The 22,787-nt window shown below is 65.7% G+C and carries 21 protein-coding genes; all 21 read left to right on the top strand.

Annotated elements, in window-relative coordinates; all coding sequences use genetic code 11:
* Positions 1–255 precede the first annotated feature (255 nt).
* The 21 genes from ACVOLS_RS09825 to ACVOLS_RS09725 all read left to right on the top strand — a co-directional run bounded on the left by ACVOLS_RS09825 (position 256) and on the right by ACVOLS_RS09725 (position 22,752).
* Positions 256–1,296, top strand: a complete 1,041-nt coding sequence (locus ACVOLS_RS09825) for a DNA-binding protein (RefSeq protein WP_017354988.1) — start codon at positions 256–258, stop codon at positions 1,294–1,296.
* Entirely contained in the window at positions 1,293–1,721 is a 429-nt protein-coding gene (locus tag ACVOLS_RS09820; RefSeq protein WP_425477767.1) for a helix-turn-helix domain-containing protein, read from the top strand. Before ACVOLS_RS09825 ends, ACVOLS_RS09820 begins: the two co-directional genes overlap by 4 nt.
* A gap of 174 nt (positions 1,722–1,895) precedes the next feature.
* Positions 1,896–2,315 (top strand): CopL family metal-binding regulatory protein, encoded by a 420-nt coding sequence (locus ACVOLS_RS09815; protein ID WP_080354476.1) that lies wholly within the window; start codon positions 1,896–1,898, stop codon positions 2,313–2,315.
* A 115-nt stretch (positions 2,316–2,430) separates the two neighbouring features.
* Positions 2,431–4,302 carry a copper resistance system multicopper oxidase gene (locus tag ACVOLS_RS09810; protein ID WP_017354985.1) on the top strand — a complete coding sequence of 624 codons (1,872 nt, stop codon included), beginning with the start codon at positions 2,431–2,433 and terminating at the stop codon, positions 4,300–4,302.
* Positions 4,299–5,576 carry a copper resistance protein B gene (locus ACVOLS_RS09805; RefSeq protein WP_017354984.1) on the top strand — a complete coding sequence of 426 codons (1,278 nt, stop codon included), beginning with the start codon at positions 4,299–4,301 and terminating at the stop codon, positions 5,574–5,576. Before ACVOLS_RS09810 ends, ACVOLS_RS09805 begins: the two co-directional genes overlap by 4 nt.
* 12 nt (positions 5,577–5,588) lie before the next feature.
* Positions 5,589–6,359, top strand: coding sequence for a c-type cytochrome (locus tag ACVOLS_RS09800; RefSeq protein WP_026070603.1), 771 nt, complete (start codon positions 5,589–5,591; stop codon positions 6,357–6,359).
* 19 nt (positions 6,360–6,378) lie between these two features.
* On the top strand, positions 6,379–6,888 hold the full coding sequence (locus tag ACVOLS_RS09795; protein WP_026070602.1) for a nuclear transport factor 2 family protein: 510 nt from the start codon (positions 6,379–6,381) through the stop codon (positions 6,886–6,888).
* A 14-nt stretch (positions 6,889–6,902) separates the two neighbouring features.
* A complete protein-coding gene (locus ACVOLS_RS09790) occupies positions 6,903–7,427 on the top strand; it encodes a DUF411 domain-containing protein (RefSeq protein ID WP_229301210.1) in 525 nt (174 codons plus the stop codon).
* 70 nt (positions 7,428–7,497) lie between these two features.
* Entirely contained in the window at positions 7,498–7,848 is a 351-nt protein-coding gene (locus ACVOLS_RS09785; protein WP_026070601.1) for a four-helix bundle copper-binding protein, read from the top strand.
* A gap of 162 nt (positions 7,849–8,010) precedes the next feature.
* The gene (gene copC / locus ACVOLS_RS09780) at positions 8,011–8,394 is read left to right on the top strand and encodes a copper homeostasis periplasmic binding protein CopC (protein WP_017354979.1); all 384 of its coding nucleotides are present in this window, start codon (positions 8,011–8,013) and stop codon (positions 8,392–8,394) included.
* Between the two features lie 10 nt (positions 8,395–8,404).
* Positions 8,405–9,334 (top strand): copper homeostasis membrane protein CopD, encoded by a 930-nt coding sequence (gene copD, locus ACVOLS_RS09775; protein WP_017354978.1) that lies wholly within the window; start codon positions 8,405–8,407, stop codon positions 9,332–9,334.
* A 61-nt stretch (positions 9,335–9,395) separates the two neighbouring features.
* A complete protein-coding gene (locus ACVOLS_RS09770; RefSeq protein WP_481545474.1) occupies positions 9,396–11,822 on the top strand; it encodes a heavy metal translocating P-type ATPase in 2,427 nt (808 codons plus the stop codon).
* 44 nt (positions 11,823–11,866) lie between these two features.
* Positions 11,867–12,289 (top strand): hypothetical protein, encoded by a 423-nt coding sequence (locus tag ACVOLS_RS09765; protein ID WP_049404632.1) that lies wholly within the window; start codon positions 11,867–11,869, stop codon positions 12,287–12,289.
* A gap of 258 nt (positions 12,290–12,547) precedes the next feature.
* Positions 12,548–13,741: a TolC family protein gene (locus ACVOLS_RS09760; RefSeq protein ID WP_229296417.1), complete on the top strand. Its 1,194-nt coding sequence runs from the start codon at positions 12,548–12,550 to the stop codon at positions 13,739–13,741.
* Positions 13,738–15,150, top strand: coding sequence for an efflux RND transporter periplasmic adaptor subunit (locus tag ACVOLS_RS09755; protein WP_017357198.1), 1,413 nt, complete (start codon positions 13,738–13,740; stop codon positions 15,148–15,150). The genes ACVOLS_RS09760 and ACVOLS_RS09755 overlap by 4 nt, the downstream gene beginning before the upstream one ends.
* Position 15,151: 1 nt before the next feature.
* A complete protein-coding gene (locus ACVOLS_RS09750) occupies positions 15,152–18,301 on the top strand; it encodes an efflux RND transporter permease subunit (RefSeq protein WP_049404640.1) in 3,150 nt (1,049 codons plus the stop codon).
* Positions 18,302–18,473: 172 nt separating this feature from the next.
* Positions 18,474–18,986: a MerR family transcriptional regulator gene (locus ACVOLS_RS09745; protein WP_017357196.1), complete on the top strand. Its 513-nt coding sequence runs from the start codon at positions 18,474–18,476 to the stop codon at positions 18,984–18,986.
* Positions 18,983–19,297 carry a DUF2933 domain-containing protein gene (locus ACVOLS_RS09740; RefSeq protein WP_065427866.1) on the top strand — a complete coding sequence of 105 codons (315 nt, stop codon included), beginning with the start codon at positions 18,983–18,985 and terminating at the stop codon, positions 19,295–19,297. Before ACVOLS_RS09745 ends, ACVOLS_RS09740 begins: the two co-directional genes overlap by 4 nt.
* Position 19,298: 1 nt before the next feature.
* Complete coding sequence (locus tag ACVOLS_RS09735) at positions 19,299–19,964, top strand: methyltransferase family protein (protein WP_017357195.1); 666 nt, start codon at positions 19,299–19,301, stop codon at positions 19,962–19,964.
* Complete coding sequence (locus ACVOLS_RS09730) at positions 19,961–22,348, top strand: heavy metal translocating P-type ATPase (protein ID WP_049404642.1); 2,388 nt, start codon at positions 19,961–19,963, stop codon at positions 22,346–22,348. Before ACVOLS_RS09735 ends, ACVOLS_RS09730 begins: the two co-directional genes overlap by 4 nt.
* A complete protein-coding gene (locus ACVOLS_RS09725) occupies positions 22,345–22,752 on the top strand; it encodes a hypothetical protein (RefSeq protein ID WP_049436410.1) in 408 nt (135 codons plus the stop codon). Before ACVOLS_RS09730 ends, ACVOLS_RS09725 begins: the two co-directional genes overlap by 4 nt.
* Positions 22,753–22,787 lie beyond the last annotated feature (35 nt).

The raw sequence follows: 22,787 nt of genomic DNA, 5'->3' as shown, positions 1-22,787 counted from the left end.
CCAACGAGCTCGGTGGCGGAACCTGCCCAAACCTTGGCTGGCCTCCTTTCCGCTCTGGGCCATACTACCCAGCGATCGCCGGTCCTAGGCGGTTTCGTACTGTTTTGACGGCTGGAAATGGCCGAAGCGCTTGTCACGCGGGATAATTCAATATTATCCCGCCTTTAGATACGACCCGTACTCGGCGAGTAGTGTAACTTGATTGGTATGTAATTACGTGGTATGTAATACATTACGAAATAGTCGGAGAGTGCGATGGCACGCGGCGGCTTGTACAAGAGCGACATCCAGAAGGCCCGCGATGCGCTGCGGGCACAGGGCAAACACCCGTCGGTGGACGCGGTGCGGGTGGCGCTGGGCAACACCGGCTCCAAGACAACCATTCACCGCTACCTGAAGGAGCTGGAAGAAGATGAAGGGCAAGGCCTTGGCGCCAAGGTCGCGGTCAGCGACGCGCTACAGGACCTGGTCGGTCGGCTTGCCGGTCGCCTACACGAGGAGGCCGAGGCTGTAATCGCCGAGGCCCGGCAGCGCTTCGAAGCGCACTTGCAGGAGCGTAGCGAGGCGCTGGAACGCACCCAGCAGGAGGCGTCCACGCTGAGCGCGCAGCTTCAGCGCATTGAAACTGCCTTACGCGAAGAAAAGACGACCCACGCCGCAGCCCAGCAGGCCTTGGCCGAACGGGTCACCGAGGTCGCGCAGCTCGGCGAACGGATCGCGGGACTGACCGCGCGGCTGGCGGAGCACGAGGCGCATGCCCAGTCGCTGGAGCAGAAGCACCAGCATGCTCGCGAGGCGTTGGAGCACTACCGCACCTCGGTCAAGGACCAACGCGAACAGGAACAGCGCCGCCACGAGCACCAGGTGCAGGAACTGCAGGTCGCGCTGCGCCAGGCCAACGAGGCGCTGACCGCCAAGAACCACGAACTGGTTCAGCTCAACCGCGACAACGGGCAGTGGCTGGAACGCCACAGCCGCCTAGAGAGGGAACTGGCGCAGGTGCGGCAAGCTGCGGACGACCAGCGGAAGGAGCTGGACGCGCTGCGGCTTACGGCTGCGGAGTACCAGGCCTTGCTGGCACGCTGGACCCAGGACGCCCAAGCGTTGGAGAGCGCACGGGTCAAGCTGGCCAATGCTCACGCCGACTTGGCCAAGGAGCGAGAACGGCGTGAACAAGCCGAGGCCGAAGCGTTGCGTGCCGGTGTGCGCCAGGACACCTTGGAGCAGTTGCTGGCGCAGTTGCGGCCCGATCGCGCCGACAGTTCAGGTACCAACAAAAATCCGGCAACCAAATGATTTCACGGAAGAAAAAAAAATTCTGGGGGGCATTTTTGCACGTATCTCGGCTTAACCCCACATCCGCCATCCTTATGGGGTTTCCATGGGGGGTGCGCGTGACTTTGTCCGTCGACTCAACACCGACCTTCGCTCGACGCCTCCAACAAGCCCGCCTGCACACGGGTTTGTCGCAGAAGGAGTTGGGCATCCGGGCCGGTCTGGATCCTTACGTGGCCAGCCCCCGAGTCAACCAGTACGAACGTGGCAAGCACGAGCCCAAGCTGGAGACTGCTGAGCGGTTGGCCCAAGCGTTGGGGATCCCCGCCGCCTTCCTTTACACCGACGATGATCTGCTGGCCAAGTTGCTCCTGCGCTGGGGCTCGCTAAGCAAGCAGCAGAAGCGGGAGTTGGTGAAGCTGATCGAGGCCACACCCGAGAAGTAAACCGAACAAGCGCTAGCCCTATGGGCAACCCTTCGCCTCAACCCGCCCATTGGGCGCTCCTGGAGGGAGCTGCAGTGGCCGTGACTAGTGCGACTGACAAGTGGCGGCATCTCAGGCCTACTTGAGATTTTGTTCACGACCGATACACACGCGCCTTGTCTAAAGTGATTTACAATGTCGCCCGTGTCAGCCTCCTCACTTCTACTGCGACTGCTCCTGATCGTCATGCTCGTGCTTAACGGCGCGTGGTCGGCATTTGCGTCGATCAGTATGAACCCGGCCATGGAAGCGCAGGCCAGCGAAGTGGCTGCCGCGGTGCAAGGCGACGAAGACTGCGTCGCCCATCACAGTGCTGAGAATCATCCCGATGCCACCTCGATTGAAAGGGCTGGCACTGGGCATGGCGACCATGCCGGTCCCGACTGTTGCAAGTCTTCTGCGTGCCGGTGCGCCTGCGTACACGCGTGCGCGAGCGCACTTCCGGCGCGCCTGCATGTTTCGGTGCAACTGGCCTTGGGCCTGGATGTCATGCCGCTGCCCCTAGGGCATGCGGCACCTGCCTTGCCTCATCTGATCCGACCACCGATCGGCTAAGCGTCCCTAAGCGCCGCAATGGCGCCGTTGGTGTGGCTTGCATGCCTATTTATAGGCCAGCCGCCCGCTCTGTACCACCGCCCGCCGGTGGCAACACGACGCTTGGAGCATTTTCATGTCGCATGATGATTTTCGTGGTCCACACGGTGGACCGCCGCTGCTACCTTCGCGGCGGCGATTTGTCCAGGGCTTGGCCTTGGGAGGCGCAGTCGCAGGATTAGGTTTCTGGCCCAAAGCCAGTTGGGCGCTCAAGGGCCCGGGACAACCCAACGTACTATCGGGCACCGAGTTTGACCTAACCATCGGCGAGACGCCGATGAACTTCACCGGCAAGACCCGCACCGCGATCACCGTCAATGGGTCCGTTCCGGCGCCGTTGCTGCGTTGGCGGGAAGGCACCACGGTCAACCTGCGTGTCTCCAATGCATTGCCCGCTAACTCCCTCCATGGCGCGGACACCTCCATCCATTGGCACGGCATCATTTTGCCGGCCAACATGGACGGCGTGCCGGGCCTGAGCTTTGACGGTATCGGACGTGGTGAGACCTACCACTACCGGTTCACCCTGCATCAGGGCGGCACCTACTGGTACCACAGCCACTCGGGGTTCCAGGAACAAGCCGGGCTCTATGGCCCGATCATCATCGACCCATTGGAGCCGGAGCCCTTCAGCTTCGATCGCGACTACGTCGTGATGCTGAGCGATTGGACAGACCTGGACCCGACGGCCCTGTTCGATCGTTTGAAGAAGATGCCGGGCCATGACAATTACTACAAGCGCACGGTCGGCGATTTTGCGCGCGATGTGAAGCGCAACGGCCTGTCGGCCACGTTGGAAGATCGCAAGATGTGGGGCGTGATGCGGATGACGCCCACGGATCTGTCCGACGTCAACGCCAACACCTACACCTACCTGATGAACGGCACGACCTCGCTGGGCAACTGGACCGGTTTGTTCCGCAGTGGCGAGAAGGTGCGCCTGCGTTTCATCAATGGCTCTGCCATGACGTACTTCGATGTGCGTATTCCGGGGCTAAAGATGACCGTGGTGGCAGCAGATGGCTTGTATGTCCATCCGGTTTCCGTCGACGAGTTCCGCATCGCGGTAGCAGAAACCTTCGATGTGATCGTGGAGCCCTCCGGGCAGGACGCATTCACCATCTTTGCCCAAGACTCCGGTCGCACCGGCTACGTCAGCGGCACGCTCGCCGTGCGCGAAGGATTACGCGCGCCCGTTCCGTCTGTGGATCCCCGGCCGCTGCTGACGATGGCAGACATGGGCATGGATCATGGATCGATGGATATGTCTGGCGGCAGCAAGGGCATGGAAGGCGGCTGTGGTGCGGCCATGGGCATGCCTGGCATGACCCCACCTGCCAGCGGTAACGCGACCTCGGCCCATGCAGGCCATGCGATGCCCGCCGCCGGCGATGGTGCCATGGCAGGCATGCAGCACGGGGGCATGCAATCACACCCTGCCAGCGAGACCAACAATCCCCTGTTGGACAACCAGGCCATGAGCGTGAGTTCGCGCTTGGATGATCCGGGTAATGGCCTGCGCGATAACGGCCGTCATGTACTGACGTATTCCATGCTCAAGAGCACCTTTGAAGACCCTGACGGACGCGACCCCGGTCGCGAGATCGAGCTGCATCTGACCGGACATATGGAGAAATTCTCCTGGGGCTTCAACGGTCAGAAGTTCTCCGATGTCAAGCCGCTGCGGCTGAACTACGGCGAGCGTATGCGCATCGTATTGGTTAACGACACGATGATGACCCATCCCATCCATTTGCACGGCATGTGGAGTGACGTGGAGGACGACAACGGCAACTTCATGGTGCGCAAGCACACGGTGGATATGCCGCCGGGTAGCCGACGCACGTATCGCGTGCGTGCCGATGCGTTGGGCAGCTGGGCGTTCCATTGCCACCTGCTTTATCACATGGAAGCCGGAATGATGCGCACGGTGAGGGTCGACGAATGAACATCAATAGACGCGATACCACCCTGACTGCGCTGACGCTGGCTATCTCGCTGGCCCTGGCCAATGCGGCCAGCGCCCAATCCATGCAGCACGGCTCCATGCCGATGGAGCAGGGCGCGCAGACCCAGACTCAGGATCACTCTGCACAACAGGCGCCGACATCAAAACCTGCGCCAGCCCAAAAGCCTGCAACACCGGCCAAGCCGAGCGAAGCGACGATCGATCATGCGACGATGGGCCACGCCGCGCCGCAGGCTAAAGCAGCCGAGCCTGCCATGCAGGGCATGGACCATTCGCAAATGGGGCACGTCTCGCCCGCGAGCACACCTGCGGCGCCCACAGCACAGGCGCAGTCGATGCAGGGCATGGATCACAGTCAGATGGCACAGCCCGCTGCAGCCGACACCTCTAGTACGGCCACGCCTGCGATGCAGGGGATGGACCATTCCAAGATGGGGCACGGCGCGCCTCCGAGCACGCCCGCAACGCCCAAAGCGCAGACACAGTCGATGCAGGGCATGGACCACAGTCAGATGGGACACGGGCCTGCAGTGCCAACGCAGCCGCGCACCCCGATACCCGCGGTGACGGACGCGGATCGCAAGGCGGCCATCGCGCCGGAACACGCGCATCCGGTGCATGACAACTCGATCAAGAGCTACGTGCTGCTCAATCGCCTGGAAGCCTGGGATGCCGATCCGGGCACCGGGCTGGGCTGGGAGGGCCAGGCTTGGATCGGTACGGACCTCAATCGCGTCTGGCTCCGCAGTGAAGGCGAACGCACGGATGGTCAGACCGAGTCGGCTGATCTGGAAGTGCTCTACGGCCGCAGTATCTCCACGTGGTGGGATGTGGTGGCCGGTGTGCGTCATGACTTCAAGCCTGGGGCATCTCAAAACTTCGCCGCTATCGGTGTACAGGGCTTGGCGCCGATGAAGTTCGAAGTGTCCGCCACAGCCTATCTCGGCGAAGGGGGCCAGACTGCCGCCAATGTCGAGGCCGAGTACGAATTGCTGCTAACCAACCGGCTGATCTTGCAGCCGCTGGTGGAAGTCACCGCCTATGGCAAGAACGATCCATTGCGCGGGATAGGTTCGGGTCTGAGTACCGCTGAGGCGGGGCTACGACTTCGTTATGAGTTCACCCGAAAGTTCGCTCCCTACATCGGCGTGGTGTACGAGCGCGCGTTTGGCAATACCGCAGACATGCGACGCGAGCATGGCGAGTCCTTTGAAGACACGCGCTTGGTCATCGGCCTTCGTACCTGGTTCTAAGGGGAACTGACAATGAAATCCAACAAAAGGATGTGGGTATGGCTCGGTGCCGGCGTGGGATTGGTTGCGGTCGCGGCAACTGCCACGGTCTCTCTGGGCGTGTACAACGTGGCCGCCGACGATCCGCATAGTCGCCCGGTGTATGCGCTACTTGAAACGGCGCGCGAGCGTTCCATTGAGGTGCGCGCCGCCAAGCTTCAGGTGCCCACGAACCTGGATGATCCTGAGCGTATCCGCCAGGGTGCGGGCAACTACAACGCCATGTGCGTGACCTGCCATCTTTCGCCAGAGGCGGCGGCCACCGAGATGAGCAAGGGCCTGTACCCCGCGCCACCGAACCTAAGCAAACAGTCGGTCGCTCCAGCTGAGGCGTTCTGGGTGATCAAGCACGGCATCAAGGCCAGCGGCATGCCCGCGTGGGGCGGCAGCATGGACGATGAGTTCATCTGGAACATGTCGGCCTTCCTGCAGAAGCTGCCCACGCTGGACAAGGCCGGTTACCAGGCGTTGGTGGCCAGCAGTGATGGTCATTCGCATGGCGGCGGCGAGACGCAAGGCCACCATGACGACGAAAAGGCCGAGGATCACCCTGCCCTATTCGAGCCGGGCAACAACTCCATGCCGCATGCGCACCCGCCGGGCGTGGACGACGATCACCACGGCCCGACACCCAGCGACACGGAAGTCGGGTTGGTGAGCCACGGCCATCCCGACGGCAAGGTGGAGTCGCACCCTGCACCACACACGCCCGTGGCCGATGACGGCCATGCGCACACCCATTGATCTCCTTGGAGCCCACGCAATGAACGCAACAGCAATCTCGTTCACCCTCGCACTGGCACTGGCCGTCGTGTCCCCCGCAATGGCGCAGGCGACACAGCCGCACGCACATCACCCCGCTGCCGCGGCATCTGCGGACGTCGACGTCCCAGTCACTGCAGAGGCCGCGGTCGCCGTAGCGGAGCGTTTCAACAGGGCCCTGTCTAGCGGCGATCTGGCCACGGTCGAAGCCCTGCTCGCTGCCGACGTCCTCATCCTCGAGTCCGGGGGTGCCGAGCGCAGCCGCGAGGAATATCTGGGTCATCACGCAGTCAGCGATGCGGCATTCCTCAAGGGCGCCCATCGCCAGCTGCTCCGTCAGCGTGCACGCACCGCTGGTGAGTTCGCATGGGTCGGAACCGAAAGCGAGCTGCACGCCCAGAAAGACGGTAAGCCACTGACCGTCCAGAGCACCGAGACCATGGTGCTGAAGCAGACCACCGACGGTTGGCGGATCGCCCACATCCACTGGTCTTCGCGGACCAAGCGCTAAGCGGAGAACCAGAAATGAAAACCTGCAGATTGAACCGACTGGCGTGGGCGGCTTTTGCGGTCGCCGGCCTGGGTGCCTGCACCCAAGCGGCTACACCCGCGCAATCCACCATCGCGCCCACTGCACAGGTCGTCCCGGAAACAGCCGACGCGACTCCAGCCGCCCTGCCACGCATGACCGTCCACAAGACCCCGACCTGCGGGTGCTGCGGTAGCTGGATCGACCACGTGAAGAAGGCGGGGTTCACCGTGGATGTGCATGACATGGATGACCTGGGTCCGGTCAAGGAGCGCCTGGGTGTCCCCTATGCAAAGGGCTCCTGCCACACGGCCGAGGTCGACGGATACGTCATCGAAGGCCATGTCCCGGCCGAGGACATCAAGCGCCTCCTCGAAGAAAAGCCGGACGCACGCGGCCTGGTCCTGCCCGGAATGCCGCTCGGTTCGCCGGGCATGGAGGTCCCGGAAGGACGCCAGCAGCCGTATACGGTCGAGCTGGTCCATCACGACGGAACCACCGAACCCTTCGCACAGCATTGATCCGCAAGAGCAACAGGGGGCGGTGTTGCGGGCGCGCCGATTCTCGTCCGCGATGAAGCAGGAGATCCACATGACTCACCATTCCGAAGACCACCGGTCTCAGGCCATGAACGAGTGCATCGACAACTGCACGCAATGCCACGCGATTTGCCTTGAGACCATCAACTATTGCCTGAGCAAAGGAGGTGCCCACGCAGCCCCGGAGCACATCGCCCTGCTGGCGACGTGTGCCGATATCTGCGCCACCAGCGCCGACGCCATGTTGCGTGGCGCCAGCGCTCACTCGGTGGTTTGCAGTGCCTGCGCGGAGATCTGCCGCCAGTGCGCCGAAGCATGCGACGCCATGAACGACCCGGAGATGGCGCGCTGCGCCGAAGTTTGTCGCCGTTGCGCGGAAAGCTGCAGCGCCATGGCGGCTTGACGCGTCGAGGATCCCGCCTGAGCGGCGGGATCCTCATCTCAAATATCAAAAGCCGACCAACCGTGGTTTCGGTGACAGCCCGACACCTAACGCTTGTCGGATCCAACACAGCACGGCGCCGAACGGGGCTTTGCATCACATTCGCAATGAGGATTTATCCCTATGAAATCATCAAACGTCCTTCGCTCCTTCGCGCTCGTCCTCGCGATTGCGGCTGGGCAGTTCTCCCTGCAGATCGCGCACGCCCACGCCGCGCTGCAGCAGTCCACACCGGCGGCAAATGCGGTGGTGGCTTCGCCGGGCCAGATCGATCTCGTGTTCAACGAAACATTGATTCCGCGGGCGTCGCGTCTCAAGTTGCTCATGAAGCACGGCAGTTCCACCATGCCGATCGAGAATTTCACGACCGAGATCGTCAACAACGGTAAGACCCTGCGTGCCAAGTTGCCCCAGCCGCTGACTCCGGGCGTCTATACCGTGGAATACCGCGCCGTCGGTGGTGACAACCACCCCATGCCGGGCAGCTTCAGCTTCACGGTGCGCTGAGGAGTCGCGAATGTTCGACCTGTCGGCTTATGCACTGAGATTCCTGGAATACCTTGTCATCATGGTTCTTTTCGGGGTTCCACTCTTCGGTTGGTACGGGTCGCGTCGATCGGCACTCGCCGACGCCTTGGCCGGGTGGTCACTCATGGGCGTTCTATTGGCGGGTGCCGTAGCCGGTCTCGTGCTCACCGGGCTCGATGTCGTCTTCAAGACCGCGGGCATCATGGGAATGCCGCTTGCCGAGGTTGATCGCGCATCGCTTGGCTGGTATCTGCTCGAGACGTCCGCGGGCCGGGCAGCCATGGCGAGAGGCGCGCTGCTGGTCGCCCTGATGTTCGTGCTCGGATGGCATCGTCGCCGCGGGAAGGTGGAGACCGCCTTCCCGCTGGGGGCGATGCTGGCGGGCGGCGCACTCGCTTCGCTGGCATGGAACGGCCACGCCGCCGCTGGCGAGGGCTTGGCAGGCGCGGTCCGGCTTGCTGCAGGCATCGTCCATCTTCTCGCGGCAGGCGGCTGGATCGCAGCGGTCCTGATGTTCCTTGCCATGCTGCTGCGCGGCAAAGAGACGAACGGCAGCGGGCGTCTGCGATCAACGCATGACTTTCTGCATGGTTTTTCGACGCTGGGAACGATCTTCGTTGGTGCGCTCATCGTGTCCGGCATCGCGCACTACGGGGATCTCACCGCGTGGTCGTTTTCGGCCCTGTTCCAGAGCACCTACGGGAAGTTGCTGCTGTTCAAACTGGCCCTGTTCGCTGGAATGCTGGGTTTGGGAGCGCTGCACCGATGGACGCTGGTGCCGCGCTTGGAACGAGCGCTGACCAGCGGAGATCCCGCGCAGGAGGTGCGGGCTTTGCGGCAGAGTGTTACGGCTGAGGCCGCGCTGGCCATCTTGATCCTGATTGTTGTTTCAGTGCTCGGGACGCTCAGCCCCGAATAGCTGTGTAACCCGCAATGGCACACTGCCTTGGCAGTCCATCCCCACTAAAGCGAGCATCGGCATGAACTCACCGTCGTCCCATGACCATCACCATTCTGCAGGCGCAGCCCCTGTCGAGGCTGCGGATGGACGGGTCACCGATCCGGTCTGTGGCATGCAGGTCGATCCCGCCACGACGCAGCATCATGCGACCCACGCCGACACACCTTTCCACTTCTGCTCGGAGCGATGCCGCGCGAAGTTCGTGGCCGATCCGGAGCGCTATCTGACGCCCCAGGACGAACCCGAGGTGGCACAGCCCGGCGCCATCTACACCTGCCCGATGCACCCGGAAGTCCGGCAACAAGGTCCAGGCAACTGTCCCTTCTGCGGCATGGCGCTGGAGCCGGAAATGCCGAGCCTGGAGGACGATGACAATCCGGAACTTCGCGACTTCTCGCGCCGGTTCTGGTGGACGCTTCCGCTGACTGTGGTGACGCTCGTGCTGGCCATGTTCGGCCAGTACCTCCCGCGTGTCGTGCTGGGCGACGTGCAGATCCTGCCGTTGTCGATCGACGTGCAGACCTGGGTCGAGCTGGTCTTGACCACACCAGTCGTGCTGTGGGCCGGCTGGCCGTTCTTCGAGCGCTGCGTGCAGTCGATCCGCAACCGCAGCCCGAACATGTTCACCCTCATCGGGATTGGCGTTGCGGCCGCCTTTGGCTACAGCCTGGTCGCCACGCTGGCACCCGGCTTGTTCCCACCGTCGTTTACCGAACATGGGCGCGTCGGGGTGTACTACGAGGCGGCGGCGGTGATCGTTTCGCTGACCCTGCTCGGCCAGATGCTGGAACTGCGGGCGCGCTCGAAAACGTCCGCGGCGATCAAGGGCCTGCTTGGCCTGGCGCCGAAGGAAGCCCGGCGGGTCAACGCCGACGGCACCGAGGAAGACATCCCGCTGACCCACGTCCACGTCGGCGACCACCTGCGCGTGCGTCCCGGCGAGAAGGTGCCGGTGGATGGCGAAGTGGTGGAAGGCCGCTCCAGCGTCGACGAGTCGATGCTCACGGGTGAACCGATTCCGGTCGAGAAGACCGCAGGCGACCAGGTCATCGGCGCGACCCAGAACGGCACCGGCGCGCTGGTGATCCGCGCCGCCAAGGTGGGCTCCGACACCGTGCTGTCGCAGATCGTGCAGCTGGTCGCGCAGGCGCAGCGCTCCCGCGCGCCGATGCAGCGGATGGCCGATATCGCGGCCTACTGGTTCGTGCTCGCGGTGCTGGCGATCGCGGTGGCCACCTTCTTTATCTGGGGCTCCTTCGGTCCGGAGCCGGCCTGGACCTTTGCGGTGCTCAACGCGGTCTCGGTACTGATCATCGCCTGCCCCTGCGCGCTGGGCCTGGCGACGCCGATGTCGATCATGGTCGCCACGGGCAAGACGGCGCAGGTGGGCGTGCTGTTCCGCGACGCCGAGGCCATCGAGCACATGCGCCGCATCGACACCCTGATCGTCGACAAGACCGGCACCCTCACCGAGGGGCGCCCCGCCTTCAAGGAAGTCGTGGCCTTCGAGGGCTTCGACGCCGACCGGGTCTTGCACCTGGCCGCCAGCCTGGACCAGGGCAGCGAGCACCCGCTGGCCGACGCCATCGTCGCCGAGGCTCGACGCCGGAACTTCGAGTTCGACCGCGTGGAGGACTTCGACTCGGTGACCGGCATGGGTGTGCGCGGGTCCGTGGCCGGCCATGCGCTTGCGCTGGGCAATACCGCGCTCATGGACGACCTGGGCGCCAATCCCGCTGCGCACGTCGACGTGGCCGAGCGGATGCGCCGCGAGGGCGCGAGCGCCATGTTCCTGGCCGTGGACGGGCGCCTGGCGGGGCTGGTCGCGGTTGCCGACCCGATCAAGGCGTCGGCCGCGGCGGCCATCAACGAGCTCCACGCCGCCGGGCTGCGCATCATCATGGCCACCGGCGACGGGCTCACCACCGCACGGGCCGTGGCCACCGAGCTGGGCCTGGACGAGGTGCATGGCGAAGTCCGCCCCGAGGACAAGGCCGAGCTGGTGCAGCGCCTCAAGCGCGAAGGCCGGCGGGTGGCGATGGCGGGCGACGGCATCAACGACGCCCCGGCGCTCGCCGCGGCCGACGTCGGCATCGCCATGGGCACGGGCACCGACGTCGCGATGTCCAGTGCCCAGATCACCCTGGTCAAGGGCGACCTGCGGGGCATCCTGCGCGCCCGGAAGATCTCCCAGGCCACCGTGGCCAACATGAAGCAGAACCTCACCTTCGCGTTCCTCTACAACGCGCTGGGGGTGCCGGTCGCGGCCGGGGTGCTCTACCCCGCATTCGGGATCTTGCTGAGCCCGATGGTCGCGGCGCTTGCGATGAGCTTGAGCTCGGTGTCGGTGGTGGCCAACGCCCTTCGCCTTGCCAAGTCGGCCGCCGTACCGTCCTCGCCGACCACATCTGTGCCGCGCCAGCCCCTGGGCCTGGCCAAGGATTGACTTGGATCAATTGCATCGGTTCCAGTAAGAGGTAAGCTCACGCCATGGTCCGCATCCGCCATCGGAACTTGTTCCAGCGCACCGCCCTCCTCGCGATGGTGGCCCTGCTCTGGTCCCAGTTCGCGCTCGCAGGCCATGGCGATTGCCTGGATCTCCCAGTCACGCCGGCGGCGTTTGTCGCTGCCGCCACCGACACCCGACACGACCATGGCCACGGCTGCGATGCCGAGCTCCCCTCAGCGAGCAAGGCAGTGTGCGACGCGCACTGCACCGAGGGTGACATCTCGGCGGACAGTGGGCGCATCCCTTCGATTCCGCCGCTGCTGGCCGAAGCCTGGTTCTCCTGGCTTGCGATCGCCGCGATTGCGGATGCTGCGCCAGGTGTCACGGCTACATGGGTGGATTCGCCGCCCAGACCCGCCTGGCACCGACCTACCGCCCATCCAGCGGCACTCCTGCTGATCTGATGCCTGGACGCTGACTGCTCCGCACGTCTGTGCGGCGCAGTCCTGTGCGTTCGCGCCGTGGCTGCGTCACGGCATGTGTTCCTGCCCTCGTCCGAGCGACCTGCGTCGCGTCGGCCCAAGGACACTGATATGGCATCCCCGTTCGACCGACTGCCGGCCAGGCGCCTGCACCCTCGCCCTCTGTCCCGCCGTCTGCCACCGCTCCGGCACCTTCTTGCCGGCGTGCTTGCCGGCGCCTTGTGGGCCCTGGCGCTGCCGGTGACCGCCACCGAACCCGTCCCGGGGCACAGCCTCGAGTCGATCCGCGCCTGGGTTCTGGAACACAACCCGGAATTGCGGGCCATGGACTTCGAGGCCCAGGCCGCCGAAGCACGGATCCAGCCAGCGGGCGCCCTACCCGACCCGACGGCTTCCCTTGGATTCCGCGGCCTCGATCCGGACAAGCCCTGGCGCTCCGCCGGTGCCGAGCGCGAGGTCAACTACGCGCTGCGCCAGCGCCTCCCGCTTTGGGGCAAGCGCGCCCTGGCGCGGACCGCGGCCAGCCAGGACGCGGTCGCGGTCGGACTCGATCGCCTCACCACTGCGCGCGACTTGCTGGCCGACGCCGAGGCGGCCTACGCACGCTACTGGCATGCCGACCAGGCCGTGGCCGTGCTTGATCGCCGCATCGCCCTGCTCCGCCAGGTGGAAGAGATGGCCGGCGTGCGCTACGCCCTGGGTCGCGCGGCGCAGCAGGATGCCATCCGCGCCCAGGTCGAGCAGACCAGCCTCCAGCGCGAGCGGATCGAACGCCTCGCGACCAAGCAGGAGGCGGCCGCCACCTTGAACGCGGTGCTGGGGCGCCGGTCCGATGCACCGCTGGCGACTCCCGACGAGGCGCCGCGCCTCGCCGTCCACAGCGCCTCGCTTGCCGAGGCACTGGATGACGCCGATGCGCATCCCGCGGTGCGCTCGCAGCAGGCTCGCGCCGAGGCGGCGCGCACGAACGTGGTACTGCAGCGTCGCAACCGCTTTCCCGACATCACCCTGGGCGTGGGTGCGATGCAGTTCGGCAACGGCATCGAGAGCACCGAGCTGATGTTCGAGGTCGAGATCCCGTTCCAGCAGCGTGCCCGCCGCGAGCGCGAGCGCGAATCGCGCCTGCTCGAAGACGCAGCGCTTGCCCGCAGGGACGCCACGCTGCGGGCCGTCGAGGAACGCGGCGCTTCCGCCTGGTCGCAGTGGACCAACGCGCGCGAGCGTCGCGGACTGATCGAGAACACGCTGCTGCCGCAGGCCGACGCCACCTGGCAGTCCGCCCTGGCCAGCTACCAGGTCGGTGAAGTCGACTTCGGGACGCTGCTGGAAGCACTCAATGAATGGCAGGGCGCCGACCTCGCACGGGTCGATGCACTGCGTGACGAACTGTTGGGCGCCGCCGCCGTGCGCGCCATCGAAGGAGAGATCCGATGACCCGTGTCCAGACCCTGTCGCTCGCCATCGGCGTTGCACTCGCCGCCCTCGCCGTCGGCTGGATTGCCGGCCGCGCCACGAACGACTCCCCGACCGCGGGCACGTCGATCGACGGCCCGGCCGCAGAACGCAAGGTGCTCTATTACCGCAATCCCATGGGCTTGGCGGACACGTCGCCGGTGCCGAAGAAGGATTCGATGGGTATGGACTACGTCCCGGTCTATGCCGACGACGCACCGCCGGCGGCACCGGGCACGGTGGTGCTGCCGCCGGACAAGGTGCAGGCGCTGGGCGTGCGCACCGAAGCGGTCAAGCGCGGAGCCCTGTCCGCTACCGTGCGCACCAGCGGCACGGTCGAGGTCGACGAGACCCGGCAGTACGCGATCGCCCCGCGCTTCGAAGGCTGGGTGGAGCGGCTGTACGCGAACCAGACCGGCATGCGGGTCAGCGCCGGGCAGCCGCTGCTCTCCGTCTACAGCCCGCAGCTGGCCGCGGCGCAGCAGGAATACCGGCTGGCCGACGAGACCGCCCGCAGGCTGGCCGGGTCCGATCCCGCGAGCGCGGCGTCGATGGTCCGCCTGCGCGATGCCGCCCGCACCCGCCTGCGCAACTGGGAAATCAGTGACGCGCAGATGGGCAAGACGGGCCTGGTGCTCACCGCGCCCGCGGACGCGGTCGTGATCGAGAAGCCGGTGGTCCAGGGCGCGCGTTTCGAGCCCGGCGAAACCATCCTGCGCCTGGCGGACCTGTCGAAGGTGTGGGTGATCGCCAAGGTGCCGGCGGCGCAGGCCGCGGGTATCCAGCCCGGCCAAACGGCCCGCTTTGAAACCGTGGCCCTGCCGGGCCAGGTGGCCGAGGGCGAGGTCACCTTCGTGCAGCCCGTCATCGATGCGATGACGCGCACCGTGGATGTGCGCATCGCCCTGCCCAACCCCGCTGGCGACCTGCGGCCCGGGCTGTATGGGACGGTGGTGCTGGAGGAGCCGGGGGCTGGACCGGTCCTGACCGTTCCGCGCTCGGCCGTGCTCGACAGCGGCACGCGCCAGGTGGTGCTGGTCGAGACCGGCCCTGGCCGCTTCGCACCGCGCGATGTCAGCCTGGGGCGGCGCGGCGGCGATCGCATCGAGATCCTCGACGGCCTGACCGAGGGCGAGCAGGTCGTGGTCTCCGCCAACTTCCTGATCGACGCCGAAAGCAACCTGCAGTCGGCACTCCAGGGTCTTGAGGGTCACACAGGACACGGCGCGCCTTCGGGCACCGCTGAGGATCCACACGCCGGGCACGGCGAGGACGCCGCCGACCCGCACGCAGGTCATGGTGACGAGGCCTCTGATCCGCACGCCGGTCATTCCATGCCGGCTACCCCGGAAGAGACTCCGCCCGCCCCCACCGGCCACGAGGGGCACTGACATGCTTGGCCGTCTCGTTGAATGGTCGGTGCGCAACGTCTTCCTGGTGCTGCTGATGGCGCTGGCGATTGTCGCCGGTGGCATCTACGCACTGATGAACACGCCGCTGGACGCACAACCGGATCTGTCGGACGTGCAGGTGATCGTGTTCACGGAGTACCCGGGGCAGGCGCCCCAGGTGGTCGAGGACCAGGTCACCTATCCGCTGACCAGCGCCCTGCTCGCGACGCCGAAGTCGAAGGACGTCCGCGGCTTCTCGTTCTTCGGCGCCTCCTTCATCTACGTCATCTTCGAAGAAGGCACGGACCTGTACTGGGCGCGCTCGCGCGTGCTCGAGAACCTCAACGTCGCGTCGAAAAACCTGCCGGCTGGCGTGGCACCGGCACTGGGACCCGACGCGTCCGGCGTGGGCTGGGTCTACCAGTACGTGCTGCAGAGCGACCGCCACTCGCTGGACGAGCTGCGCGCGATGCAGGACTGGTACCTGCGTTACCAGCTCACCACCGCGCCCGGCGTGGCCGAGGTCGCCAGCGTCGGCGGCTTCGTGCGCCAGTACTCGATCACCGTCGATCCGGTCCGGCTGCGCGAGTTCGACATCCCGATTTCACGCGTGTCCGAGGTGATCGCCGAGAGCAACCGCGACGTCGGCGGCCGCGTGATCGAGATGGCCGAGACCGAGTACATGGTGCGGGGCCGCGGCTACCTGCGCGGTATCGAGGATATCGAGAGCCTGGTTCTGCGCGCCGAAGGGGGCGCACCGGTGCTGATCGGCGACGTCGCCCGGGTCGAACTGGTACCCGATGAGCGCCGTGGCATCGTCGACCTGGACGGCGAAGGCGACGTTGTGGGCGGGATCGTCATTGCGCGCTTCGGCGAAAACGCCCTGGCCGTGATCGGGGGGGTGAAGGACAAGATCGCCCAGCTTGCGAGTGGACTCCCCGAGGGCGTCAGCGTCCAGGCGGTCTACGACCGCTCCGATCTCATCGTGCGCGCGATCAAGACGCTACGCACGACGCTGCTCGAGGAGAGCCTGATCGTCGCACTGGTGTGCCTGGTATTCCTGTTCCATGCGCGCAGCGCGCTGGTCGCGATCGTCATGCTGCCCGTCGGCGTGCTGATCGCGGTGATCGCGATGCGCATGCTGGGCATGAACTCCAACATCATGAGCCTGGGCGGCATCGCGATCTCGATTGGCGTGATGGTCGACGCGGCGATCGTGATGATCGAGAACGCGCACAAGCACATCGAGCGCTCCGACGGCTCCCGCAGCCGGACCCAGCTGATCATCGATGCCTGTCGCGAGGTCGGGCCGGCGCTGTTCTTCAGCCTGATGATCATCACCGTCTCGTTCCTGCCCGTGTTCGCCCTGGAGGCTCAGGAAGGTCGCCTGTTCAAGCCGCTGGCCTTCACCAAGACCTTCGCGATGGCCGGTGGCGCGCTGTTGTCGATCACGCTGGTACCGGTACTCATGCTGCTGTTCGTGCGCGGCAAGATCGTGCCCGAGCACAAGAATCCGGTGAACCGGTTCCTGGTTGCGGCCTATCGGCCGGTGATCAACGTCGTTCTGCGGCATCGCATGGCCACAATCATGTTTGCGTTGGCCGCCCTGTTTGCAAGCCTGTGGCCTGCATCGCGGCTGGGCAGCGAGTTCATGCCAACCCTCAACGAAGGCACGCTGCTGTACATGCCCGCGTCGCTTCCGGGCATGTCGGTGACCAAGGCCTCGGAGCTGCTGCAGCAGCAGGACCGGATCATCAAGGGCTTCCCGGAAGTGGAGTCGGTGTTCGGCAAGGCGGGCCGTGCCCTGACGGCCACCGATCCCGCACCGCTGGAGATGTTCGAGACCGTCATCAACCTCAAGCCCGAGGACGAATGGCGGGACGGCATGACCACCGACAAGCTCATCGCCGAGATGGACGCGGCGCTGAAGTTCCCGGGCGTCGCCAACTCCTGGACGATGCCGATCAAGGCGCGCACCGACATGCTGGCCACCGGCATCCGCACGCCCGTGGGCATCAAACTCTTCGGCACGGACCTTGAGCAACTCGACGCGCTGGCCACCGAGATCGAAGCCGTGGTGCGCGAAGTGCCGGGCACGACCAGCGCGTTCGCCGAACGCCTGACCGGCGCCTACTACCTCGACATCACCCCCGACCTTGGCAGCCTGGCCCAGTACGGCGTCACCCTGGGCGAGGTGCAGAACGTGGTGGCCGCCGCGCTGGGCGGCGAGATCGTCACCACCATCCTCCAGGGCCGCGAACGCTTCAGCGCGATCGTGCGCTATCCCCGCGAACTCCGCGACGATCCGCACCGGATAGGCAGCCAAGTCCTTGTGCCGGTGCCCGGCGGCGCCCAGGTGCCGCTGGGCGAACTGGCGCGGATTGAGGTCAGGAAGGGTGCGCCGAGCATCCGCACCGAGAACGCGATGCTGGCGGCGTACATCTACGTCGACACCCGAGAGAGCGATCTCGGCCGCTACGTGAAGGCTGCGCAGGAAGCGGTCACCGAGCAGGTGCAGTTCCCGCCTGGCTACTACGTGACCTGGAGTGGACAGTACGAATACATGCAACGTGCCGCGGAGAAGATGCGTGTCGTCGTTCCGGTGACGCTGGCGCTGATTTTCCTGCTGCTGTACCTCAACTTCCGCCGTGTCACCGAGTCGCTGATCGTGATGCTGTCGGTGCCCTTCGCACTGGTCGGTGGCATCTGGCTGATGTGGATGCTCGACTACAACACCAGCGTCGCGGTGATCGTGGGCTTCATCGCGCTGGCCGGCGTCGCCGCGGAAACCGGCGTGGTGATGCTGATCTACCTCGACCACGCACTTGAAGCGCGTGCCGCGCAGAGGCAGGCCGAAGGCCGGGCACTGGATTCACGGGACCTGCGCGAGGCCATCATCGAAGGCGCGGTCGACCGCGTGCGCCCGAAGATGATGACCGTGGTCGCGATCATGGCGGGCCTGCTGCCCATCATGTGGAGCAGCGGTACTGGCTCGGAAGTCATGCGCCGAATCGCTGCGCCGATGGTAGGTGGCATGGTGTCTTCGACCATCCTCACCCTGGTCGTGATCCCGGCGCTGTACTCGCTGATCAAGCAGCGGCAGCTGGCCAGGAAGCCGCACCCCTCCTCCGCACTACCCAAGGAGAAGTAGTGATGGGGCCGTTCAACGCAGGCAGGGACCGACGGCTCATGCAACTGTGGCCGCGAACATCCGTCCGTCCACGGCCAATTCGCGCGTTACTGGCTTCGCCCACCGCAAGGCCGGTTGACCTGTGTGCGAGACACAGGTCTAGCCTGATCAACACCTCGCCGGGAGCAAGCCGATGACGACCAAGGAAGAAGTGACGCTGCCGCTGATGACGGTCCGCCAGCTGGCACGGCAGGGCGATGTCACGGTGCATGTGGTGCGCAACTACCTGCGGCGCGGTCTGTTGCAAGCGGCCACGCATACCGAGGGCGGCTACCAGTTGTTCTCCACCTCGGAGCTCCTTCGCCTGCACTTCATTCGCACGGCGCAACACCTTGGCTTCACGCTGGGGGAAATCGAGGAAATCATCCACCACAGCCTGCTGCGACATAGTCCCTGTCCGCTTGTGCGGGACATCATTCGGCGCAGGCTCGACGACACCCGCCAACAACTGGACAGGCTGCTCGCCATGCACGGACGAATGGAGCGTGCCATCCACGCCTGGGCGGAGCTTCCGGACTCCATTCCGACTGGCGATGACGTCTGCGCATTGATCGAATCTGTTGCCGCTGCTGAAGGCGGCGGGTTCGTCAAGTCCACCCCCCGGCGACTTCTTGGACGCCGCCCCACAGAGGAGAATTTGCCATGACAGCCTCCAGTCCTGCCCCCTCAGGCTCCCGACGCTGGGTCTTCTGGATCTTCCTGGCGCTGGCCGTGTTCTATCTCGCCGTCGAGCACCGCGCCCACCTTGGGGGGACGCTTCGCTGGTTGCCCCTGGCCATCCTGCTGCTATGTCCCTTGATGCATGTGTTCATGCACAAGGGGCATGGCGGTCATGGAGGTTCCGGAAGTCATGGGCGCGACGGCAATGCCGACGACACACCCCATGGCCAGCATGAGAGCCGTAGCAAGCGGGCACTGAACGACGAAACGTCCGACACCTCGAACGGAGGGCACTGACATGCAGGCACCCGACTCCGGCTACGGTCTTTGGCTCCTCGCCGCCATCAACGCCGCGTTCTTCATCTTCTTCGCCTGGAGCTTCTACAAACCGCTGACCCGTTGGGACTGGCGTGGGTTCGGTATGTTCTCCGCCTTCGTCGTGGCCCTGTTCGCGGAAATGTATGGCTTCCCGCTGACGCTGTACGTCCTGGGCGGCTGGCTCAGCGCCAACTATCCGCAGGTGGACTGGCTGAGCCATGACGCGGGCCATCTGCTCGAGATGTGGTTCGGCTGGCGCGCCAACCCGCATTTCGGCCCATTCCACATCGCAAGCTTCGTCCTGATCGGCGGCGGCTTCTGGCTGCTGTCGGCCGCCTGGCCGGTGCTGTATCGGGCACAGCGTGAAGGCCGGCTCGCCCGCGAGGGCGTGTATGCGCGCATGCGTCACCCGCAGTACGTCGCCTTCCTGCTCGTGCTGACCGGTTTCCTGCTGCAGTGGCCCACGCTGCTCACGCTCGCCAGCTATCCAGTGCTCGTGTGGGCCTATGCCCGCCTGGCGCGTCGTGAGGAAAAAGACTGCTTGAGCCGCTTCGGCGACGACTACGTCCGCTACATGCAGGAAGTGCCGGCCTTCATCCCGCGACGCCGGCGCGGCCCCGCTCCATCCCAAGGAGAAACCCGATGACGCACGTCCACAAACCCACTGTGCGCACGCGCACCTGGCCCATCGGCGACATGGTGAGTGCCGGCTGCGCGCGCACGCTGGAGAAGGCCGTGGCCGCGCTGCCTGGAGTCAACGCCACCAGCGCGAATTTCGCTACCGCGACCCTGCAGGTGTCCTACGACCCGGCCCGCCTGTCGGCGGGCGCGGTCGCCACCGCGATCCGCGACTGCGGCTTCCAATGCAACGCGCCGATGCCCGATGCCGACCCCGCCGCAGGCGCGCACGCCCATGCTGCGCATGCCGGGCACGGACAGGAATTGGCCGCAGAGCGCCCCGCTGACGCCCACGCCGGCCACGGCGATGACGCCACGGATGCCGGGGGCCACGACGCCCATGCGGGCATGAACCACGGCAGCGATCTGCACGCCGCGGCGCGCGACATGGGCCGCCGCTTCCTGGTCGCCCTCGCCTTCGCGATCCCGGTATTCGTGTGGTCGCCCATGGGCGGGCTGATAGAGCCGCCGCCGGTGCCGTTCGGACTGCGCGAGAACGTCTGGTTGTTCCTGCTGGCGACCGGCGCCGTGCTGTATCCGGGCTGGCCATTCTTCAGCGCCGCGATCCGGTCCCTGCGACGGGGTGTGCTGGACATGGCGGTCCTGGTGCTCCTGAGCGTGGGCACAGGTTACGGTTTCAGCATCGCGTCGACGTTCTTCTTCGACGGGCCGAACTTCTACGAGGCCTCGGCCGTCCTGCTGACCTTCGTCCTGCTTGGCCACTGGCTCGAGATGCGGGCTCGCGCCGGCGCCTCGGACGCCATGAAAGCGCTGCTGAAGCTGTCCCCACCCCGCGCGGTCGTCCGGCGCGAGGGGCAGGAGCTCGACATTCCCACCGCTGAAGTGCTGGTCGGCGAGACCGTGATCGTGCGGCCCGGGGCGAAGATCCCGGTCGATGGCATCGTGACGGAAGGCAGCTCTCAGGTCGACGAATCCATGCTGACCGGCGAGTCGATGCCGGTGCGCAAGGATCCCGGAGAGTCCGTCGTCGGCGGATCGATCAACAAGAGCGGCGCATTCGCCTACACCGCCACCAAGATCGGCAGCGACACGGCACTGGCGCAGATCATCAAGCTGGTCCAGACCGCGCAGAACTCCAAGGCGCCCGCGCAGCTGCTCGCCGACCGCGCCTCGCAATGGCTGGTGCTGGCTGCGATCGTGATCGGGCTGCTGACCTTCGCGGTCTGGTTCTGGTGGCTGGGACAGCCGCTGCTGTTCGCGCTCACGCTGACGATCACCGTCTTCGTCATCGCCTGCCCCGATGCACTCGGTTTGGCCACGCCGATGGCGATCATGATCGGCACTGGCCTGGGGGCACGACACGGCATCCTCTTCAAGCATGCCGAATCGATTGAGAAGAGCGCACGCCTGGACGTGGTGATCTTCGACAAGACCGGCACCCTGACGGTCGGCGCCCCCGAGGTGGTCGACATGGCGGTCGCGCCGGGCTGGACGCAGGAGCGGTTGCTGGCCGCGGCCGCCGCGGTCGAGGCGCACTCCGAGCACCCGCTGGCGCAGGCCATCCTGAAGCGTGCCGGTCCGGTAGCCGAGCGCGCTACCGCGTTCACCAACATCGATGGCCAGGGCGCTACCGGCGTGGTTGACGGGGTGCAGGTGGTGCTGGGCAACCGGATCCTGATGGTCGAGCACGGCATCGACCTCTCGGTATTGGAAGCGGAGGCTGCGCGCCTCACCGGTGCCGGTCGCACGGTGATCTATGCCGGGGTGGGTGACCGGCTCGCAGGCTTCTTCGCGATTGCCGACGCGATCCGGGAGACCTCGCGCGCGGCCATCGACGAATTGCACCGGCGCAACATCAAGGTGGCGATGATCACCGGCGACAACCGCCCCACGGCCGAGCGCGTGGCACAGGACCTGGGAATCGACATCGTGCTGGCCGACGTGCTGCCGGGCGGCAAGGCCGATGAGGTCATCAAGCTGCAGTCGCAGGGCCTCAAGGTCGGCATGGTGGGCGACGGCATCAACGACGCACCGGCGCTCACCCAAGCCGACGTTGGGTTCGCGATCGGCGCCGGCACCGACGTCGCCATCGAGAGTGCCGACATCGTGCTCATGCACAGCGACCCTTATGACGTCGTTCGCGCGACCACCATCGCCCACGCCACTCTGCGCAAGATGCATCAGAATCTGGGCTGGGCCGTGGGCTACAACGTGCTGGCCTTTCCGCTGGCGGCCGGTGTGCTCTATCCGTTCGTGCTGTCGCCAGAAATCGCCGCGCTGTCGATGTCGGGCAGTTCGGTGATCGTCGCCCTCAACGCGTTGCTGCTCAAACGCCTTCCACTGGCGGATGCCGCCACCCCTCGCAGCCCATCTAAGGAGTCCACACCATGAATACGGTCACACACGTCGCCCATTCCAGACCCCGAGGTACCAATCGCAGCCATTGGGTCGCCGCACTGGCCCTCGCGCTCGCGTTCGCATTGCCGGGGGTCGTCTCCGCGAACGAGGGTGGGTTCCGCCACAACGTGTTGATGCGCGGCCAGGTGCTGGAAAAGCAGGACGGAACGCTTGTGGTCTGTGTCGGGCAGGCCGACGGTGCCCAGGTCGGGCAGGTGCTGGACGTGATCCGGCACAAGCGCCGTATCCGGCATTCGCGGGCCGGCGGTCCACGCTACCGCCGCGAGAACGTTGGCCAAGTGCGCATCGTCGAACTGTTCGACAGCCACTACGCGGAGGCTGAAGTGATCTCCGGGAGCCCCAAGGTCAACGACACAGTGGAGCTGATCCGCCCCTGACAGGCGCGCGGGCGATGCAGATGCGCCTCGGCCCT

The sequence above is a fragment of the Stenotrophomonas sp. STEN038 genome, from assembly GCF_056759895.1.
This window is presented reverse-complemented; position numbering and strand designations above follow the sequence as displayed.

Bases quoted from the DNA above. Each gene is read 5' to 3' on its own strand.
- ACVOLS_RS09820 (WP_425477767.1), top strand. From the start codon at position 1,293: ATGATTTCACGGAAGAAAAAAAAATTCTGGGGGGCATTTTTGCACGTA.
- ACVOLS_RS09740 (WP_065427866.1), top strand. From the start codon at position 18,983: ATGACAGCCTCCAGTCCTGCCCCCTCAGGCTCCCGACGCTGGGTCTTC.
- ACVOLS_RS09815 (WP_080354476.1), top strand. From the start codon at position 1,896: ATGTCGCCCGTGTCAGCCTCCTCACTTCTACTGCGACTGCTCCTGATC.
- ACVOLS_RS09755 (WP_017357198.1), top strand. From the start codon at position 13,738: ATGACCCGTGTCCAGACCCTGTCGCTCGCCATCGGCGTTGCACTCGCC.
- ACVOLS_RS09810 (WP_017354985.1), top strand. From the start codon at position 2,431: ATGTCGCATGATGATTTTCGTGGTCCACACGGTGGACCGCCGCTGCTA.
- ACVOLS_RS09745 (WP_017357196.1), top strand. From the start codon at position 18,474: ATGACGACCAAGGAAGAAGTGACGCTGCCGCTGATGACGGTCCGCCAG.
- copD (WP_017354978.1), top strand. From the start codon at position 8,405: ATGTTCGACCTGTCGGCTTATGCACTGAGATTCCTGGAATACCTTGTC.
- ACVOLS_RS09750 (WP_049404640.1), top strand. From the start codon at position 15,152: ATGCTTGGCCGTCTCGTTGAATGGTCGGTGCGCAACGTCTTCCTGGTG.
- ACVOLS_RS09795 (WP_026070602.1), top strand. From the start codon at position 6,379: ATGAACGCAACAGCAATCTCGTTCACCCTCGCACTGGCACTGGCCGTC.
- ACVOLS_RS09805 (WP_017354984.1), top strand. From the start codon at position 4,299: ATGAACATCAATAGACGCGATACCACCCTGACTGCGCTGACGCTGGCT.
- ACVOLS_RS09790 (WP_229301210.1), top strand. From the start codon at position 6,903: ATGAAAACCTGCAGATTGAACCGACTGGCGTGGGCGGCTTTTGCGGTC.
- ACVOLS_RS09770 (WP_481545474.1), top strand. From the start codon at position 9,396: ATGAACTCACCGTCGTCCCATGACCATCACCATTCTGCAGGCGCAGCC.
- ACVOLS_RS09725 (WP_049436410.1), top strand. From the start codon at position 22,345: ATGAATACGGTCACACACGTCGCCCATTCCAGACCCCGAGGTACCAAT.
- ACVOLS_RS09735 (WP_017357195.1), top strand. From the start codon at position 19,299: ATGCAGGCACCCGACTCCGGCTACGGTCTTTGGCTCCTCGCCGCCATC.
- ACVOLS_RS09825 (WP_017354988.1), top strand. From the start codon at position 256: ATGGCACGCGGCGGCTTGTACAAGAGCGACATCCAGAAGGCCCGCGAT.
- ACVOLS_RS09785 (WP_026070601.1), top strand. From the start codon at position 7,498: ATGACTCACCATTCCGAAGACCACCGGTCTCAGGCCATGAACGAGTGC.
- ACVOLS_RS09730 (WP_049404642.1), top strand. From the start codon at position 19,961: ATGACGCACGTCCACAAACCCACTGTGCGCACGCGCACCTGGCCCATC.
- ACVOLS_RS09800 (WP_026070603.1), top strand. From the start codon at position 5,589: ATGAAATCCAACAAAAGGATGTGGGTATGGCTCGGTGCCGGCGTGGGA.
- copC (WP_017354979.1), top strand. From the start codon at position 8,011: ATGAAATCATCAAACGTCCTTCGCTCCTTCGCGCTCGTCCTCGCGATT.
- ACVOLS_RS09765 (WP_049404632.1), top strand. From the start codon at position 11,867: ATGGTCCGCATCCGCCATCGGAACTTGTTCCAGCGCACCGCCCTCCTC.